The 14,432-nt window shown below is 71.1% G+C and carries 9 protein-coding genes and 11 pseudogenes; 12 read left to right on the top strand and 8 right to left on the bottom strand.

What is annotated here, in order from left to right; genetic code table 11:
* The 3 genes and pseudogenes from FF86_RS63030 to FF86_RS23980 form a co-directional block, all read left to right on the top strand.
* A pseudogene (locus FF86_RS63030) lies at positions 1-217 on the top strand (IS630 family transposase); the annotation flags it as partial.
* Positions 218-522: 305 nt separating this feature from the next.
* Positions 523-854: pseudogene (locus FF86_RS56490) on the top strand (DUF1298 domain-containing protein); the annotation flags it as partial.
* 1 nt (position 855) lies between these two features.
* On the top strand, positions 856-1,830 hold a 975-nt coding region (locus FF86_RS23980), incomplete at its 5' end, for a WS/DGAT domain-containing protein (RefSeq protein WP_242419416.1).
* A gap of 139 nt (positions 1,831-1,969) precedes the next feature.
* Here the strand turns inward: FF86_RS23980 and FF86_RS23975 are convergent.
* The gene (locus FF86_RS23975) at positions 1,970-2,881 is read right to left on the bottom strand and encodes an SDR family oxidoreductase (RefSeq protein ID WP_044887074.1); all 912 of its coding nucleotides are present in this window, start codon (positions 2,879-2,881) and stop codon (positions 1,970-1,972) included.
* A gap of 85 nt (positions 2,882-2,966) precedes the next feature.
* Between FF86_RS23975 and FF86_RS68040 the strand changes: the two are divergent.
* The 4 genes and pseudogenes from FF86_RS68040 to rox all read left to right on the top strand — a co-directional run.
* Positions 2,967-3,028, top strand: a pseudogene (locus tag FF86_RS68040) (TetR family transcriptional regulator); the annotation flags it as partial.
* Between the two features lies 1 nt (position 3,029).
* Positions 3,030-3,076, top strand: a pseudogene (locus FF86_RS63025) (hypothetical protein); the annotation flags it as partial.
* Position 3,077: 1 nt separating this feature from the next.
* Positions 3,078-3,533, top strand: a 456-nt coding sequence (locus FF86_RS23970; protein ID WP_242419415.1) for a TetR family transcriptional regulator, incomplete at its 5' end; no start/stop codon positions are given.
* A 227-nt stretch (positions 3,534-3,760) separates the two neighbouring features.
* The gene (gene rox, locus FF86_RS23965; RefSeq protein ID WP_044887076.1) at positions 3,761-5,224 is read left to right on the top strand and encodes a rifampin monooxygenase; all 1,464 of its coding nucleotides are present in this window, start codon (positions 3,761-3,763) and stop codon (positions 5,222-5,224) included.
* Positions 5,225-5,255: 31 nt separating this feature from the next.
* Here the strand turns inward: rox and FF86_RS23960 are convergent, their stop codons facing one another.
* Complete coding sequence (locus tag FF86_RS23960) at positions 5,256-5,609, bottom strand: VOC family protein (protein ID WP_044887077.1); 354 nt, start codon at positions 5,607-5,609, stop codon at positions 5,256-5,258.
* Between the two features lie 148 nt (positions 5,610-5,757).
* Between FF86_RS23960 and FF86_RS23955 the strand changes: the two are divergent.
* The 4 pseudogenes from FF86_RS23955 to FF86_RS56470 form a co-directional block, all read left to right on the top strand.
* Positions 5,758-6,030 (top strand): annotated as a pseudogene (locus tag FF86_RS23955) (dihydrofolate reductase family protein); the annotation flags it as partial.
* A gap of 183 nt (positions 6,031-6,213) precedes the next feature.
* Positions 6,214-7,285: pseudogene (locus FF86_RS56480) on the top strand (AMP-binding protein); the annotation flags it as partial.
* A 1-nt stretch (position 7,286) separates the two neighbouring features.
* Positions 7,287-7,526 (top strand): annotated as a pseudogene (locus FF86_RS56475) (thioester reductase); the annotation flags it as partial.
* A gap of 1 nt (position 7,527) precedes the next feature.
* A pseudogene (locus FF86_RS56470) lies at positions 7,528-7,956 on the top strand (hypothetical protein); the annotation flags it as partial.
* Positions 7,957-7,959: 3 nt separating this feature from the next.
* Here FF86_RS56470 and FF86_RS56465 read toward each other — a convergent pair.
* The 3 genes and pseudogenes from FF86_RS56465 to FF86_RS23940 all read right to left on the bottom strand — a co-directional run.
* A pseudogene (locus FF86_RS56465) lies at positions 7,960-8,312 on the bottom strand (ATP-binding cassette domain-containing protein); the annotation flags it as partial.
* A 1-nt stretch (position 8,313) separates the two neighbouring features.
* A partial coding sequence (locus tag FF86_RS23945; RefSeq protein ID WP_242419418.1) for an ABC transporter ATP-binding protein occupies positions 8,314-9,623 on the bottom strand: 1,310 nt, incomplete at its 3' end.
* Positions 9,624-9,727: 104 nt separating this feature from the next.
* A complete protein-coding gene (locus FF86_RS23940) occupies positions 9,728-11,479 on the bottom strand; it encodes an ABC transporter ATP-binding protein (RefSeq protein WP_242419412.1) in 1,752 nt (583 codons plus the stop codon).
* Positions 11,480-12,155: 676 nt separating this feature from the next.
* Here FF86_RS23940 and FF86_RS56460 point away from each other — a divergent pair.
* A partial coding sequence (locus tag FF86_RS56460; RefSeq protein ID WP_242419411.1) for an ABC transporter substrate-binding protein occupies positions 12,156-12,818 on the top strand: 663 nt, incomplete at its 5' end.
* Between the two features lie 88 nt (positions 12,819-12,906).
* Here the strand turns inward: FF86_RS56460 and FF86_RS23930 are convergent.
* The 3 genes and pseudogenes from FF86_RS23930 to FF86_RS56450 form a co-directional block, all read right to left on the bottom strand.
* A pseudogene (locus FF86_RS23930) lies at positions 12,907-14,040 on the bottom strand (SidA/IucD/PvdA family monooxygenase); the annotation flags it as partial.
* A gap of 1 nt (position 14,041) precedes the next feature.
* Positions 14,042-14,190 (bottom strand): annotated as a pseudogene (locus FF86_RS56455) (SidA/IucD/PvdA family monooxygenase); the annotation flags it as partial.
* Position 14,191: 1 nt separating this feature from the next.
* On the bottom strand, positions 14,192-14,280 hold an 89-nt coding region (locus FF86_RS56450; RefSeq protein WP_242419417.1), incomplete at its 3' end, for a SidA/IucD/PvdA family monooxygenase.
* Positions 14,281-14,432 lie beyond the last annotated feature (152 nt).

The following is a 14,432-nucleotide window of genomic DNA, read 5'->3' as shown; positions in this document are numbered from 1 at the left end:
CGCTCTACGAGGCCTTCGACCCCGCCGTCGCGTTCGCTCTCGCCGGGCGCCTCGAGATCCACCACACCCCCAAACACGGCTCCTGGCTCAACATCGCCGAGATCGAACTGGCCGCACTGACCCGCCAATGCCTCGACCGCCGCATCGACGACCTCGACGTGCTCAACACCGAACTCGCCGCCTGGCAGACAGCCGTCAACACCGACCAGCGCCAAGTNCACTGGCACTTCACCACCGCCGACGCCCGCACCAAACTCCGCCACCTATACCCCAAACATTAGTGGCGACGGTCTACTAGCCTCGCGCGGGCACCGCGGACACCAGACAAGCCGCCCTGTCCCCGTCCCCGCGCGGGGACGGGGACAGGGCGGCGGCTTCGGATCCTCGCCGGACCGTCCGATCGATGNTGGCGCAGGGAAGATACGGACGCCGCCACGGCGCGGGAACTCGGGCTGCTGCGATGATTCCCAGGCATACCCGACCGTGGAAGGGGAGGGCACCGTGCACGATCGGTCTCTGACGATGGGCGATCACGCCTTCCTGGCCTTCACCCGCCGTTTCCCCGGCGAGTTCCTCGACATCGGTGTGCTGTTGTACGTCGGCGGGCCGCCGCTGGACCTCGCCGGTCTGCGGGCGCACGTCGCGGACCGGCTTCGTGCGGCGCCACGTCTCACCGAACGACTCCAGTCCGTCGCGTCGCCTGCTCAGGACAGCCACGGCCGCGGGGCGAAGGCCGAGCAGGCCTCGCCCCGGTGGGCCTCGCGTGGCGACGTCAACGTGGACGATCATGTGGTCGTCACCGCTGTCCCGGAGGGGTCGGGCGACGAGGGCCTGCGTCGCACGATCGATCGGCTNGCCACCCGGCCCGTCGACCTCGGTCGACCGCCGTGGATGCTTCACCTCCTGCGCGGGCACTCCGTCCCCGGCACCCTGGTGCTCTATCGGGCGAGTCATGTGCACCAGGACGGCGGGGCCCTCTACCGGGCGTTACACCTGCTGTTCGGTGAGGGGGACGAGACGGCCCTGGCCCTGCCGCCGGCGTTTCCCGTCCCCCGGACGGGGGACTACCTGCGCCTCGCCGGTCGCAACCTGCGGGGGCTGGCACCCACCCGGGCCCTGGCGGCCTGGGGTGGGCCGGCCCGCGGACCGGCCCGCCACACCTGGGTGACGACGGAACTCGACGCGCTGCGGCGGATCGCCCGACGGCATGCGGTCACAATCAACGACGTCTATCTCGCGGCCCTCGCCGGCGCGCTGCGGCAGTGGTCGCTGCCGGAATGGCGCCGGCCGCATCGGCCCATCCACGCGCTGATGCCCATCAGCATCCGGACCAGCGCCGAACAGGAGCTGATGTCCAACTTCACCACCGGGGTCCGCCTCGCCCTGCCCTGCGGCGAACCGGATCCCGGCCGGCGGCTCGTCCGCGTCGCCGCGCTCACGCGCCGGTTGAAGCGGGGCGGTGGCCTGGGCGTGGTCGAGCGCCGGCATCTCGCCCTCGCCGAGCTGTCGCCCGGTGCCTCGCAGCGTTTCCTCGCCCACGTCGCAAGCTCGGGCGCGCGCACCCGCGAGGTCGCTCTCGTCGCCTCCAACCCGGGGAGCCTGCGCTGCCGGTTGGCCGTCGCGGGGCGGCCGGTGACCGGACTGGTCGGGCTGCCTCCGCTCTTCGTCGGCCGCCAGCACCTCTCCGTGGGCCTGTTCGGCTACGGCGAGCATGCCCGTGTCACGTTCACGGCGAGCGCGAGCGTGCCCCGCCAGGAGACGCTGGCGGACCTGTGGCTGGCCGAACTGGGGGAGCTCGCGGAGCTGGCGGCCCGCGGCTCGCGCCGGTGACGCTGATCCTCCGGCCGGCGCCCCGGGCGCTACGTCGGTTCGGCCTTCCCGGTCAAGATCGATCCCGCTCGGCTGTGGCGAGCGCCGCACAGCGAAGAGCGAGCGCCGCACAGCGAACCTGCACCCGCGACGGATCCGCTCAGCCCTGCCCGAAGTAGTGGCCCTGCTCCAGGTCCTCGATGAGTCCCGGATGCGCCGGCTCCCACCCGAGCACCTTTCGTGTCACCTCGCTGGAGGTCGGGTTGTCCACCCCCACGAACGCGCCGAGGAAGGAGAAGCGCTCGCCGGCGTCCGAGGCGGAGACGCTGGTCACGGGCAGGCCGGTCCCGCGGCCGATGGCGGCCGCGATGTCACGGAAGGGGATGCCCTCGTCGGCGACCGCGTGGAGCCGGCTCCCGGCCGGGGCGCCCTCCAGCGCCAGCAGGTACACCCGCGCCGCGTCGAGCGTGTGCACCGAAGGCCACCGGTTGGCCCCGTCCCCCACGTACGCCGACACGCCGGCCTGCCGGGCGACGCCGATCAGGATGTGCGCGAAGCCGTGGTGATCGAGCGAGCTGTGCACGATCGGAGGTAGCCGGACGATCGACGACCGCACGCCGCGTTCGGCCAGCCCGATCACGAAGTTCTCGGCGTCGACCCGCGGACCGCCGGGAGCGAAATCGGCCTCGGTGCCCGGCCGTCCGGTGATGCCCGCGAGGGTGAGCATGAGCGTGCCGGAGGAGGTGACGAGCGGCTTGCCCGTCCCTTCGAGGGCCGAGGCGAGCGCCTTGATGGCGGCGAAGTCGGCGGCGATCGCGGCGGGGAAGTCGCCGGACCCCATCAGGTCGTGCTTGAAGGCGAGGTGGATGACGCCGTCGGCCGCCCCGGCGGCCTCGCGCAGCCCGTCGAGATCGTCCAGGTCGCCGCGCCGGACCTCGGCGCCTGCGGCCGCGAGCGCCTCGGCCGAGCTGTCCGAACGCGCCAGCCCCACGACCTGATGGCCTGCCTGCAGCAGCTCGGGCACGACCGCCGAGCCGATGTGTCCGGACGCGCCAGTCACGAAAACACGCATGGGAACCCTCCCGGAACGCTGATGTCACCTGGTGCCATCACCTTAACATGGCCATGACACCAGGTGTCATCGCTAGTCTGGTCGCATGGGCAGATGGCAGCCGGATGCGCAGGTGCGGCTACAGGAGGCGGCCCTGGCCCTCTACGGNGAGCGCGGGTACGAGGAGACGACCGTCGCGGAGATCGCGGAACGCGCNGGGCTGACGAAGCGAACGTTCTTCCGGTACTTCACGGACAAGCGTGAGGTGCTGTTTCGGGGCTCGGAGCTACTGGAGCAGCAGATGGTGGCCGCCATCGAGGCCGCCCCCGCGTCCGCCTCGGCTCTCGGCCTGATCGGCGCGGCGCTGGACGCCGCCGCCATCCGGTTCGAAGAGGTCCGTGAGTTCGCCGGCCCGCGGCACCGGATCATCGCCTCCAGTCACGAGCTGCAGGAACGCGAGCTGATCAAGGCCGCGTCACTGGCCGCCGCCATGGCAGGGGCGCTGCGCGCCCGGGGGCTCGGCGACACCACCGCCGCCCTCGCCGCCCGCACGGGCACGACCATCATGCACGTCGCCTTCGAGCAATGGGTCGAGGACCCGGACCAGACGCCGTTCCAGCGGATCGCCAGGGATGTTCTGGCGCAGCTCCGGGAGATCGCCTCGACCGGATAGTGCAAAGCCTCGCCTCCACAGGAAGAATGGCGACTTCCTGTCACTCTCAATGTATAGCACACTGGGGGGCTTGCGGCAAGACCCGGGTCGTGCTGCAGAATCGCCGGCGAAGCCAGAACCTGTGGAATTCAGGGATTCGCGACGTGCGTGTGTTCGCGTGTGTGCGCGACCGGACCGGACCGTGCGGAGCCGCTGGCCGAAATGCAATCTCAATGAATGGGCGGTTCATGATTGACGTGATCATTGTCGGCGGCGGACCGACCGGTTTGATGCTGGCCGGCGAGTTGCGGCTGCACGGCGTGCACGCGCTCGTGGTGGACAGCGAGGCGGCGCCGACCGGGCACGCCCGCGCGCTGGGTCTGCACGTGCGCAGCATCGAGGTGCTGGACCAGCGCGGTCTGCTGGAGCGGTTCCTCGCGCTCGGCAAGCAGTACGCGGTCGGCGGTTTCTTCGCCGGCATCACCAGGCCGTGGCCGGACCGGCTGGACACCGCACATTCGTACATCCTCGGCATCCCGCAGAACAGCACCGAGCGTCTGCTGACCGAGCGCGCCACCGAGCTCGGCGCCGAGATCCGGCGCGGCACCGCACTGGTCGGACTGAGCCAGGACGAACACGAGGTGACCGCCGCGCTGGCCGACGGCACTCGGCTGCGCTCGCGCTACCTCGTCGGCTGCGACGGTGGACGCAGCACGGTGCGCAAGCTGCTCGGCGTCGGCTTCCCCGGCGAGCCGACCAGGGTCGAGACGCTGCTGGGCGAGGTGGAGGTGACCGTGCCGCCGGAGACGCTGGCCGCCGTGGTGGCCGACGTCCGCAGGACCCATGTGCGGTTCGGTGCCATTCCCATCGGCGACGGGGTGTACCGCATCATCGTGCCCGCCGAGGGGGTGGCCGAGAACCGCTCGGTCCCGCCGACCCTCGAGGAGTTCAGGCAGCGGGTGCGGGTGTTCGCCGGCACCGACTTCGGCGCGCACGCACCGCGCTGGCTCTCCCGCTTCGGCGATGCCACCCGGCAGGCCGAGAGCTATCGAACCGGCCGGGTGCTGCTGGCCGGCGACGCGGCGCACATCTACCCGCCGATGGGCGGCCAGGGCCTCAACCTCGGGATCCAGGACGCCTTCAACCTCGGCTGGAAACTGGCCGCCGAGATCGGCGGCTGGGCCCCGGAGGGGCTGCTGGACAGCTACCACACCGAACGGCACCCGGTCGCCGCCGACGTGCTGGACAACACCCGCGCACAGGCCGTGCTGCTGTCCCCCGAGCCGGGTCCGGCATCAGTGCGCCGGCTGGTGTCGGAACTGATGGATTTCGACGAGGTGAATCGATATCTGATCGAAAAGATCACTGCGATCGGGATCCGCTACGACTTCGGCGACGAGCATCCGCTCGTCGGCCGCCGGCTGCGGGATGTCGGGCTGAAGCGGGGTCGCCTCTACGGGCTGATGCACGGCGGCCGCGGACTGCTGCTCGACCAGACCGGCCGGCTTTCGGCGGCGGGGTGGGCAGATCGGGTCGACCACGTCGTCGACGTCAGCGAGGAACTGGACGTGCCCGCGGCGCTGCTGCGGCCGGACGGCCATGTGGCGTGGGTCGGTGGCGATCAGCAGGATCTGCTCGACCAGCTCCCTCGGTGGTTCGGCGCCGCCGTGCCGCGGGACGCGTGGGTTGAGCCGCCCCCCGCTGGCCGGTGACCGGCCAGCGGGGGAGCGGTTCGAAGGTGCGTCAGCGCGGAAGCGACTTGTAGAAGACCAGGCCGTTGCCCTTGTTGTCGTACACCACGGCGCGGCGCTCGTGAGCGTCGTCGTAGGGGCCCTTCACGATGGCGCCGCCGTTCTCCTCGATCGCCTTGGCTGCGCCGTCGACGTCGTCGGTCTTGATGCCCACGACGACCTGGCCGGGTATGGGATGATCGACCGCGGTGGCCAGGGCGATGGTCACGGAGCCGCCGTCGAGAGCCGCGTAGTGGGCACCGTCGCGGAACTTCAGCGGGAAGCCGAGGGTCTCGGTGTAGAACTTGATCGATTCCTCGAGATCGTCCGTCGACAGGACGATCATCCGTACCTGCTGGTCGCTCATGGGTGCCTCCTAGGACCGGATCGGTTCGGCGACCCGCACCGGCGTGGCGCAGAACCGGTGGGTTCGCGGGTTCCGCGAGAGTCGGTACATCAACAACCTAGACCCTGACGGCCGTCGTGGAGCCGGAGTCGCGGGGCGCGTCCGGCACCCCGAGGGTGGCCCGATCATCGTCCCTGGCAGCGCCTCGCTGAACCACGGACTCTTCGACGCGGGCCTGATCGACCGCTATCACCCGCTCGTCTTCCCGCTGTTGCTCGGCGCGGGCAAGCGGCTGTTCAGCACCACGGACCAGGACACCCGGAAGCTGACGCTGGTCGAACACGGCGTCTACGCCAACGGCCTGCGGAAGAACGGCTTCGCCATGCCGCGGCGGGGTCTCGGCGCCGGCCGCGGGGCTGGTCGGCGAGGGGCGTTCCCTTGACAGGAGGCGCGACTGACTACAAGCTGGCAAAGTCTTAGCTAAACCTAACCTTATCTACGCGTGTGCCTACCTTATCGGCGCGGGCCGCCGGTGATCGGTGACTGCACGGGTTCCGCCCCGGGGACACACCCGACCCGTGGCTCCGCGCGGCATCGGACCGCCGCCCCGGTGCACCGAGCACAGATGGGAATGGTTGTGAGCCTGCGCTCTGAGGAACCTGTGCCGCCGGCCGGCTCGACCGAGCCGCCGACGACGCTCGAAGGCTGCAACGACGGCACCCTGCCCGCGCTGACCACGACCGTCGCCGATCTGTTCACCGCCCAGGTGCGACGCTCGCCGGACGCGGCCGCTCTCGTCGCCCCCGGAGTGCGGTTGACCTACGCCGAGCTCGGCGCCCGGGTGTTCCAGCTCGCCCGGGCGTTGCGGGCCCGCGGTCTCGGGCCGGAGGACGTTGTCGGCATCCGGCTGATCCGATCCGCGGAGATGGTCGTCGCGGTGCTGGCGGCCATGGTCGCGGGCGGGGCGTTCGTTCCGGTCGAGCCGGCCTGGCCCGAGCAGCGTCGCCGGCGGGTGTTGGCCGACGCGCGGGCCCGGCTGATCGTGACCGGCCCGGAGGCGCCGGCGCCGGCCGGCGGGCTGGTGGACGGGGTGTCGGCCGTGCCGGTCGAGCTGGGCGCCTGGGCCTGGGGCGCCGAATCGTCCGAGCCGCTCGACCTGCCGATCCTGCCCGCGGGGCTGGCATATGTGATCTTCACGTCCGGCTCGACCGGGACCCCCAAGGGGGCGATGATCCGGCACGACGCGATAGCCGAACGGCTGCGCTGGCAGGTGAGGGATCTGTTCGCCTTCGGCGCGGACGATGCGTCCCTGTTCAAGGCGCCGTTGTCGTTCGACATCTCGATCAACGAGATTCTGCTGCCGCTCGTCTGCGGCGGCCGGGTGGTCGTCGCGGAACCGGACGGTGAGCTGGATCCGGGATACCTGCTCAAGCTCATCGAGGGGGAGCGGGTCACCTTCGTCTACCTGGTGTCGTCGATGCTGGACATTCTGCTGGAGGCGGCGGAGGGGACGCCCGCGCTCAGCTCGCTGCGGCATGTGTGGTGCGGTGGCGAGGTGCTGACCCCCGCGCTTTTCGCGCGTTTCCGCGCTCAGGTCGACACCGCGCTCTACCACGGGTATGGCCCGGCCGAGACGACGATCGGTGTCTCGCACGTCATCTATCGGGACAGCGCCGAGCGTCTCGCCGCCTCGATCGNCCGACCCAATCCGCACACCCAGCTCCACGTCCTCGACGACGCGCTGACCCCCGTGCCCTCCGGCGCGGTCGGCGAGCTGTACGTGGCCGGTTTTCTGCTCGGCCGCGGTTACGTGCACAACGGGGCGCTGACCGCGTCGCGTTTCGTCGCCAACCCGTTTGCCGGTGACGGCGCGCGGATGTACCGGACCGGTGACCTCGCCCGCTGGAACAGCGCCGGCTGGCTGGAGTTCGTGGGCCGNGCCGACAACCAGGTGAAGATCCGCGGCATGCGGCTGGAGCTGGAGGAGGTCGAGGCGGCGCTGGCCGAGCACCCCCGGGTACGGCGGGCGGCGGTCGTGCTGTCCCGAGACGTCGCCGCGCCCCGCCTGCTCGCCTTCGTCGTGCCCGCCGTCGCCGTCGCCGAGGCCGTGGTCGCCGAGGCCGTGGTCGCCGAGGCCGTGGTCGCCGAGGCCGAGCGGGCCGGGGGCGGGACGTTCGCCGACGAGGTGCTGGCCTGGTGCGCCGAGCTGCTGCCCCGGTACATGGTGCCGAGTGCCGTGACCGTGGTCGACACGCTCCCCGTCACCGCCGGCGGGAAGGTGGACCGCCGGGCACTGACGGTGTCGCCACCCTCGACCACCGACCGACTCCCAGCGCCTCACGGACTTACCGGCGCGGCGGGCTCCTGATCNTCGCGGCGCAACCGCCAGCCGCGCGCGCGTTCGCGTTCACGCCAGAACGCGGCGTACCGGCCGTCCCGGGCCAGCAGCTCGTCGTGCCGGCCGCACTCGACGACCCGGCCGCCGTCGAGGACGGCGATCTGGTCGGCTCGGACGATCGTGTCCAGCCGGTGCGCGATGATCAGGACAGTGCGGTCGGCGGCGAGCTCGGCCAGGGCGGCGTGTACGGCGGTCTCGTTCTCGGTGTCGAGGGAGGCCGTGGCTTCGTCGAGGAGCACGATCGGCGCGTCCTTGCACAGGGCCCGGGCGATGGCGACGCGTTGGCGTTCGCCGCCGGACAGCAGTCGGCCGCCCTCGCCGACGCGNCTGGCCCAGCCGTCCGGCAGCCGGGCGACGATCGCGTCAACCCGCGCGCGGCACGCCGCGTCGCGGACCTGCTCCGGGGTCGCGTCGGGGTTGCCGAAGCGGATGTTGTCCTCGACGGTGCCGTCGAGCAGGTAGACGTCCTGGAACACGAGCGCGATGTGGTTGAGCAGGTCGCGGCTGGTGAGGTCGCGGACGTCCACCCCGCCGATGCGCACCGAGCCGGAGCCGACGTCGTGGAAGCGGGCGATCAGCTTGGTGACGGTCGTCTTCCCCCCGCCGGAGGGGCCGACGAGCGCGGTGGTGCGCCCGGCCGGGATCGTCAGCGTCAGGCCGCTCAGCACCTCGGGACTCGTCCCCTCCTCGGGATCCGTCGCCTCGAGGCTCGGGCCGTGGGGGCTGCCGGGATAGGCGAAGTGGACGTCGGTGAGCTCGATCCTGCCCTGGTCGATCCGGCGGCCGGTGACGGGTTCCGGGAGCGGTTCGACCGCCAGGAGTTCGTCGATCCGCTGGGCGGAGGCCTGCGCGGAACGCACCGCGGCGCTGAGGCCGACCAGGGCGTCAAGCGGGCGGAGCAGGCTGATGCCCAGCACGACGAGGACGATCATCCGGGTCGGGCTGAGGTGATGGTGCGTGACCAGCGCGAGGCCGGCGAGGAACAGGGCCGTGAAGGCGAGCTGGATACCGAGCGCGCCGAGATACTCGCCCGGCAGGGAGCCGACGATCTCGCGCCGGGCGGCGCGGTGCTGGGCGGCCAGCGCCTCGTCCAGCGCGGCCCGGCCGGCGGCGGTGCTGCCGGTGGCCCGCAGCGTCGGCTGGGCGCCGGCGAACTCGACCAGCCGGCTGCCGGCCTCGACGGTCGCGGCGTGGTTGGCCGCCTCGGTGCGTTCGGTGAGGCGGCTGCCGATCGAGACGGCGACGAGCACGATCGGGACGGCGAGCAGCGCGGCGAGCCCCAGCCGCCAGTCGAAGCCGAGCATGAACACCCCGATCGTGACCGGGGTCAGGACCGCGCCGATCAGGGCCTCGGCGAAGAAGACGGTGGTGGCGACCCGTGCGACGTCCCCGATGATCAGCTGTGGGACCTGGCTGGCCGACGGACCGTCGAACCAGCCCAACGGCAAGGTCAGAAGCTTGTCACCGAGTCGTGCGTAGAGCGCGCGCCGCCAGGCCGAGGACAGCCGCAACGCCCGCGATCCCAGGTAGTAGTGCGCGCACCAGCCGGCCGCCGCCGCGGCGGTGAGCGGGATGAGCCACCAGGCCGCAGTGGCCGGGTGGCCGTCGATCAGGGCGGTCAGCAGCGGGACGAGCACTCCGAAGGCGACGCCCTCGCTGACGGCGTAGCCGGTCACGGCCGCCAGGTACCGGCCCAGCGGCCGGTGCTGGTCGGCCGGGACGAGGCCGCGCAGGTGCGCGGTCACGCCCGACCGCCCTGCTGGGCCCGCCAGAGCCGGGCGTAGCGTCCGTCGGTGGCGAGCAGCTCGTCATGGCGGCCGTGCTCGACCAGCCGGCCGTCGTCGAGGACCAGGATCTGGTCGGCCTCGGTGACCGTGTACAGGCGATGTGCGATCACGAGCAGGGTCCGGCCCGCGGCCAGCTCGGCCAGCGCGTCCTGGATCGCGGCCTCCGAGTCGGGGTCGGCGAACGCGGTGGCCTCGTCGAGGAGCACGATCGGCGTCCCGGCCAGCAGGGTGCGGGCGATCGCGACCCGCTGCGCCTCCCCGCCGGAGAGGTGCGCGTCCTCGCCGACCACCGAGTCGTAGCCGCGCGGCAGTGCGAGGATGCGGTCGTCGACGGCCGCCGCGCGGGCGGCGGCGCGCACCGCCTCGTCGGACGCCTCGGGAACGGCCAGGGCGATGTTGTCGCGGATCGAGCGGCGCAGCAGGACGACGTCCTGCAGCAGGAACGCGACATTGCGGTACAGCTCGTCCCGGTCGATGTCGCGCAGGTCGACCCCGCCCAGCCGGATGGCGCCACCGGTGACGTCGGCGAAGCGGGCCAGCAGCATCGCCAGCGTCGACTTCCCGGCCCCGGACGGGCCGACCAGTGCCGTCACCGTGCCCGGCCGGAGCGTCGCGCTGACGCCGCGCAGGACACCGTGGCCGTCCGGGTAGCGGAAGTGGACGTCGTCGAGTTCCACCGTCAGTGGGGTGCCCACCGGGCGGGCGCGGGCGGGCTCGAGAACGGGCTGGCGGGGTTCGCGCAGCAGGTCGCCGATGCGGACCGCCGCGTCCCGGGAGCGTTCCCGCAGGTCCTGGGCCAGGTAGATCGGGGTGATCTGGTCGAACAGCCCGACCCCGAGGAGGGCGAAGGCCACGAGGTCCACCGGATCGCTCCACCCGGCGGCAACCAGCCCGGTGCTGACGGCAGCGACCGCGAACAGGATGGTCGCCGGGGCCACCGTCGCCCGGGCCACCCCGCGGGGCCGCAGGAAGATGCGCTGGGCCTGCTCGTCGGCATCGACATACTCGGCCGCGGCGGCGGTGAACCGGGGCGCGCCCCGGCCGCGGGCGAACGCCTTGACGACGCTGATGCCCCGGACTGTCTCGAGCACGGCCGCGGTCAGCTCGTTGTTGGCCGCGGCGATCCGGCTGACCTGATCGGTCGCCCGGACCGCGAGCCGCATGCGGATCGCCTGGGCCGCGGCGACGAGCGCCACCGTGACCAGTGCCAAGGGCCAGTCGACCCAGAGGAGGTAGCCGACCACCACCGCCGGGCCGGCCACCGCCGAAGCCAGGTCGCCGCGAGCGTGGGCCACCGCGTGATGCAGCGTCGCCACGTCGTCCTGCACCGTCGCGCGCATCCGGGCCGAGACCCCGCCGGCGAACCAGCTCAGCGGCAGCGCGCTCACCTGCTCGGTCAGGCGCCGACGCAGCAGGTAGGCGAGGTCCGCGTCGGCGAGATGACTGAGCAGGCCTGCCGCGGCGTAGAGCGCGAAGCGCGCCACGAGCAGGCCGACCGCGAGCCAGGCCAGCGGCCACACCGACTGCCCCGGCCCGCTCAGCAGCCGGCGCGCGATCTCCACCAGCGCGACTGCCGGGGCGATCGCCAGCACCGTGGCCAGAGCCTGCAGTGCGGCCGCCAGCGTGATGCGACCGCCGACGGGACGTCGCAACTCGGCCAGGTCGAGCGCGGCGCTGCCGGTCGCCATCAGGTGGAGTGGGCCCACGGCGCGGCCGGAGCCCCCCTCGACGAGTGGGACGTGGCGGGTCGCGGCACTAGATCACTCCTCCCAACCGATCTCGGGGCACTAGGTAGGGAAGGTTAACCTAATCCACCGGATGCGGGAAGGCGGATGGGTACCTGGCGGACCCNGTGGTCCTGCCGTCGGGGCCCGCCTACGGAGCCTGGTCGCCCTGTCCATGGGTTGACGAGTTCGGTCAACTTAGGTTAGGTATACCTAACATTCTGGGCAAGCAATCTGCCTGCTGTTTCCGACCATGCGGGCACGCCGCGGCACGCGGATGATCGCCACAATCGAGAAAGTTGTGCTGGTGCGAAAAAGACTGAAGCTGTTGGCTGCGGTGTTCATGGCCGTCGCGGCGCTGGTCGTTGCGGCCGGCTGCGGCAGCGGCGGCGGTGGCGACGACGGCGGTGGCGACGACGGCGGGACGGCCGCGTCGGCGAGCGCGGCAACGAGTGTCTTTCCGGTGACGCTGAAGAACAAGTTCGGCGCCACGGTCATCAAGTCCCAGCCGAAGCGGGTCATTGCACTCAGCTACGAAGAGGACACTCTGGCGACGCTTGGCCTCACACCGATCGCGTACGGGAAGAACGAGTACAAGCCTGACGGCGTCTTTCCCTGGCTTGCGGGGAAGATCGACCTGTCGAAGAGCGCCGCCCTNGACACCAGCGGCGACCTCAACCTCGAGCAGATCGCCGCGCTGCGCCCCGACCTGATCCTGGCCACGAACTTCTACAGCCTGGCCGACTACTACGACCGGCTCTCCAAGATCGCGCCGACCGTCGGCTATACCGACGACGCCGGCATCGCGACCTGGCAGGAGAACAGCACCATCGTCGGCAAGGCCGTCGGCCGGGACGCCGACATCCAGAAGGCGATCGCCGCAACCACAAAGATCATCCAGGGGGTCAAGGGCGACCTGCCCGGCCTGGTCGGCAGGACGTTCAGCTACTCCTTCTACTACGAGCCCGGCGGTCTGGCGGTCATCGACGACCCGAAGACGGTGTCGGTGCAGCTCTACGGCGAGCTCGGCATGAAGCTCGCGCCCGGTGTGACGACCAGCGTGGTCGACCGCTCGCTGAGCATGGAGAAGCTCGGCGCCCTGGACGCCGACTTCATGCTGATCGGGTACGCCACCCCGGCACTGAAGACCGAGATGAACGCCAACAAGCTGTTCACCGAGATTCCGGCGGTCAAGGCGGGCCGGGTCCTGCAGGTGGATGCCTTCACCGCCGGCGCGGTCAACAACCCGACCATCCTCAACATCCCGTGGCAGCTCGACCAGCTCAAGCCGACCCTCACCAAGGTCACCGCGACCGGCTGATCCGCCCTCGTCCCGACCCGGGCTCGTGCGGCACGCGCTCGTCACCGCGCGCCGCACGAGCCCGCTTCGACCCGCGAGACTTTTCCGATCAGCGCGACGCCAGCTCGCCGAGCTCGCCGCTGCGCCCGGCTCCGGCTCCGGTCCTGGCCGCCTGCGCCTCGGCGCTGCGCGCGGCCACCGACTGCACCAGTTCGCCGGCCCGGATCGCGATGTTGGACAGCAGCGTCGAGGAGATTCCGTGCGAATGCTCGGTGGCGCCGAGCACATACAGGTCGGCGCCGGAGTCGGGCCCGGTCATCAGGCGGTAGTCGCGGCCGATGAGCAGCCGGCCGGCGGCGTCGTCGAGGCAGTGCTCGGCCATCGTGCCGAGAATGCGCCGCGTGTCCCGGGATCGGTATCCGGTGGCGAAGACGATGACGTCGGCCTCGATGGTCTCGCGCTGTCCGGTCGGCATGAACTCGACGTCGACGGCGACGCCGTCGTCGAGCCGGCGCAGGTCCGCCAGCCGGGAGGCACGCATGATGCGCAACCGCTCCCGGCCGTGCACCTTCTCCTGGTAGACGCGGCGGTACAACTCGTCGATGAGGCCGATGTCGACCACCGAGTAGTTCGTGCTTCGGTGATAGGCGTTGAGCATCTCCTTCACCGGGGTCGGGGACTCGTAGAAGTCATCGACGGCGGCCGGGTCGAAGATCTGGTTCGCGAACGCGCTGTTGTCCGCCGGGCTGTATCCGTAGCGGGCGAAGACGGCCATCACCTCCGCCTGCGGATATCGGGTGTGCAGGAACTCGGTGACCTCGGCCGCGCTCTGTCCCGCGCCCACGACGACGAACCGCTGGCGCACCGCAGCGGGCATGTCGGCCACCCGGTTCAGCAGGTCGTAATTGTGCCAGACTCGCTCGCCCAGCTCGATGCCGGGCGGCGGGCTCGGTTCGAGCCCGACGGCGACGACGACGTTGCGGGCCCGACGGACGATCGTCTCGCCGGTGTCGCCGCGCACGCTGACGACGTCGATCAGCGCGATCTCACCGCCCACCAGCACGGGCCGTAGGTCGACCACCCGGGTGTCGTATTCGACCATGTCGTCCACCCGGTGGGCGGCCCATTCCAGGTAGTCGTGGAATTCCTGGCGCAGCGGGAACATGGTCTTGTGGTTGATGAAGTCGACCAGTCGGTTCCGTTCGTGCAGGAAGGAAAGATAGCCGAAGTCGCTGACCGGATTNCGCAGCGTCACCAGGTCTTTGAGATAGCAGACCTGCATGGTGGCTCCTTCGAGGAGCATGCCGCGGTGCCAACCGAAGCGGGGTTGTTGCTCCAGAAACGACACCCGTAGTGCTGCCGCGGGGGACACGGTCGCGTTGTGTTCCCTGGCNGCGATCGCCAGAGCCAGGTTCGAAGGACCAAAACCGACTCCGACGATGTCCCAAATGCCGAGGTCTGCGGACGCCGGACGTCTTGCCACAGCCGATCCTCCGGTCTCCGGGCGCACCGACTAACTGTCGGTAGCAAAATTGGCGCGCTCAGTAATTTTAAGTAAACCTAACTTATCTTCCGAGGGTCNCCGTGACGTGTCAAGCGGTCTGCCGGCGCCGACGCGGCGATGCCCTGGCGGTC

The sequence above is a fragment of the Frankia sp. CpI1-P genome, assembly GCF_001421075.1.
Taxonomy (GTDB): domain Bacteria; phylum Actinomycetota; class Actinomycetes; order Frankiales; family Frankiaceae; genus Frankia; species Frankia torreyi.
This window is presented reverse-complemented; position numbering and strand designations above follow the sequence as displayed.

Bases quoted from the DNA above. Each gene is read 5' to 3' on its own strand.
- FF86_RS23975 (WP_044887074.1), bottom strand. From the start codon at position 2,881: ATGCGTGTTTTCGTGACTGGCGCGTCCGGACACATCGGCTCGGCGGTC.
- rox (WP_044887076.1), top strand. From the start codon at position 3,761: ATGATTGACGTGATCATTGTCGGCGGCGGACCGACCGGTTTGATGCTG.
- FF86_RS23960 (WP_044887077.1), bottom strand. From the start codon at position 5,609: ATGAGCGACCAGCAGGTACGGATGATCGTCCTGTCGACGGACGATCTC.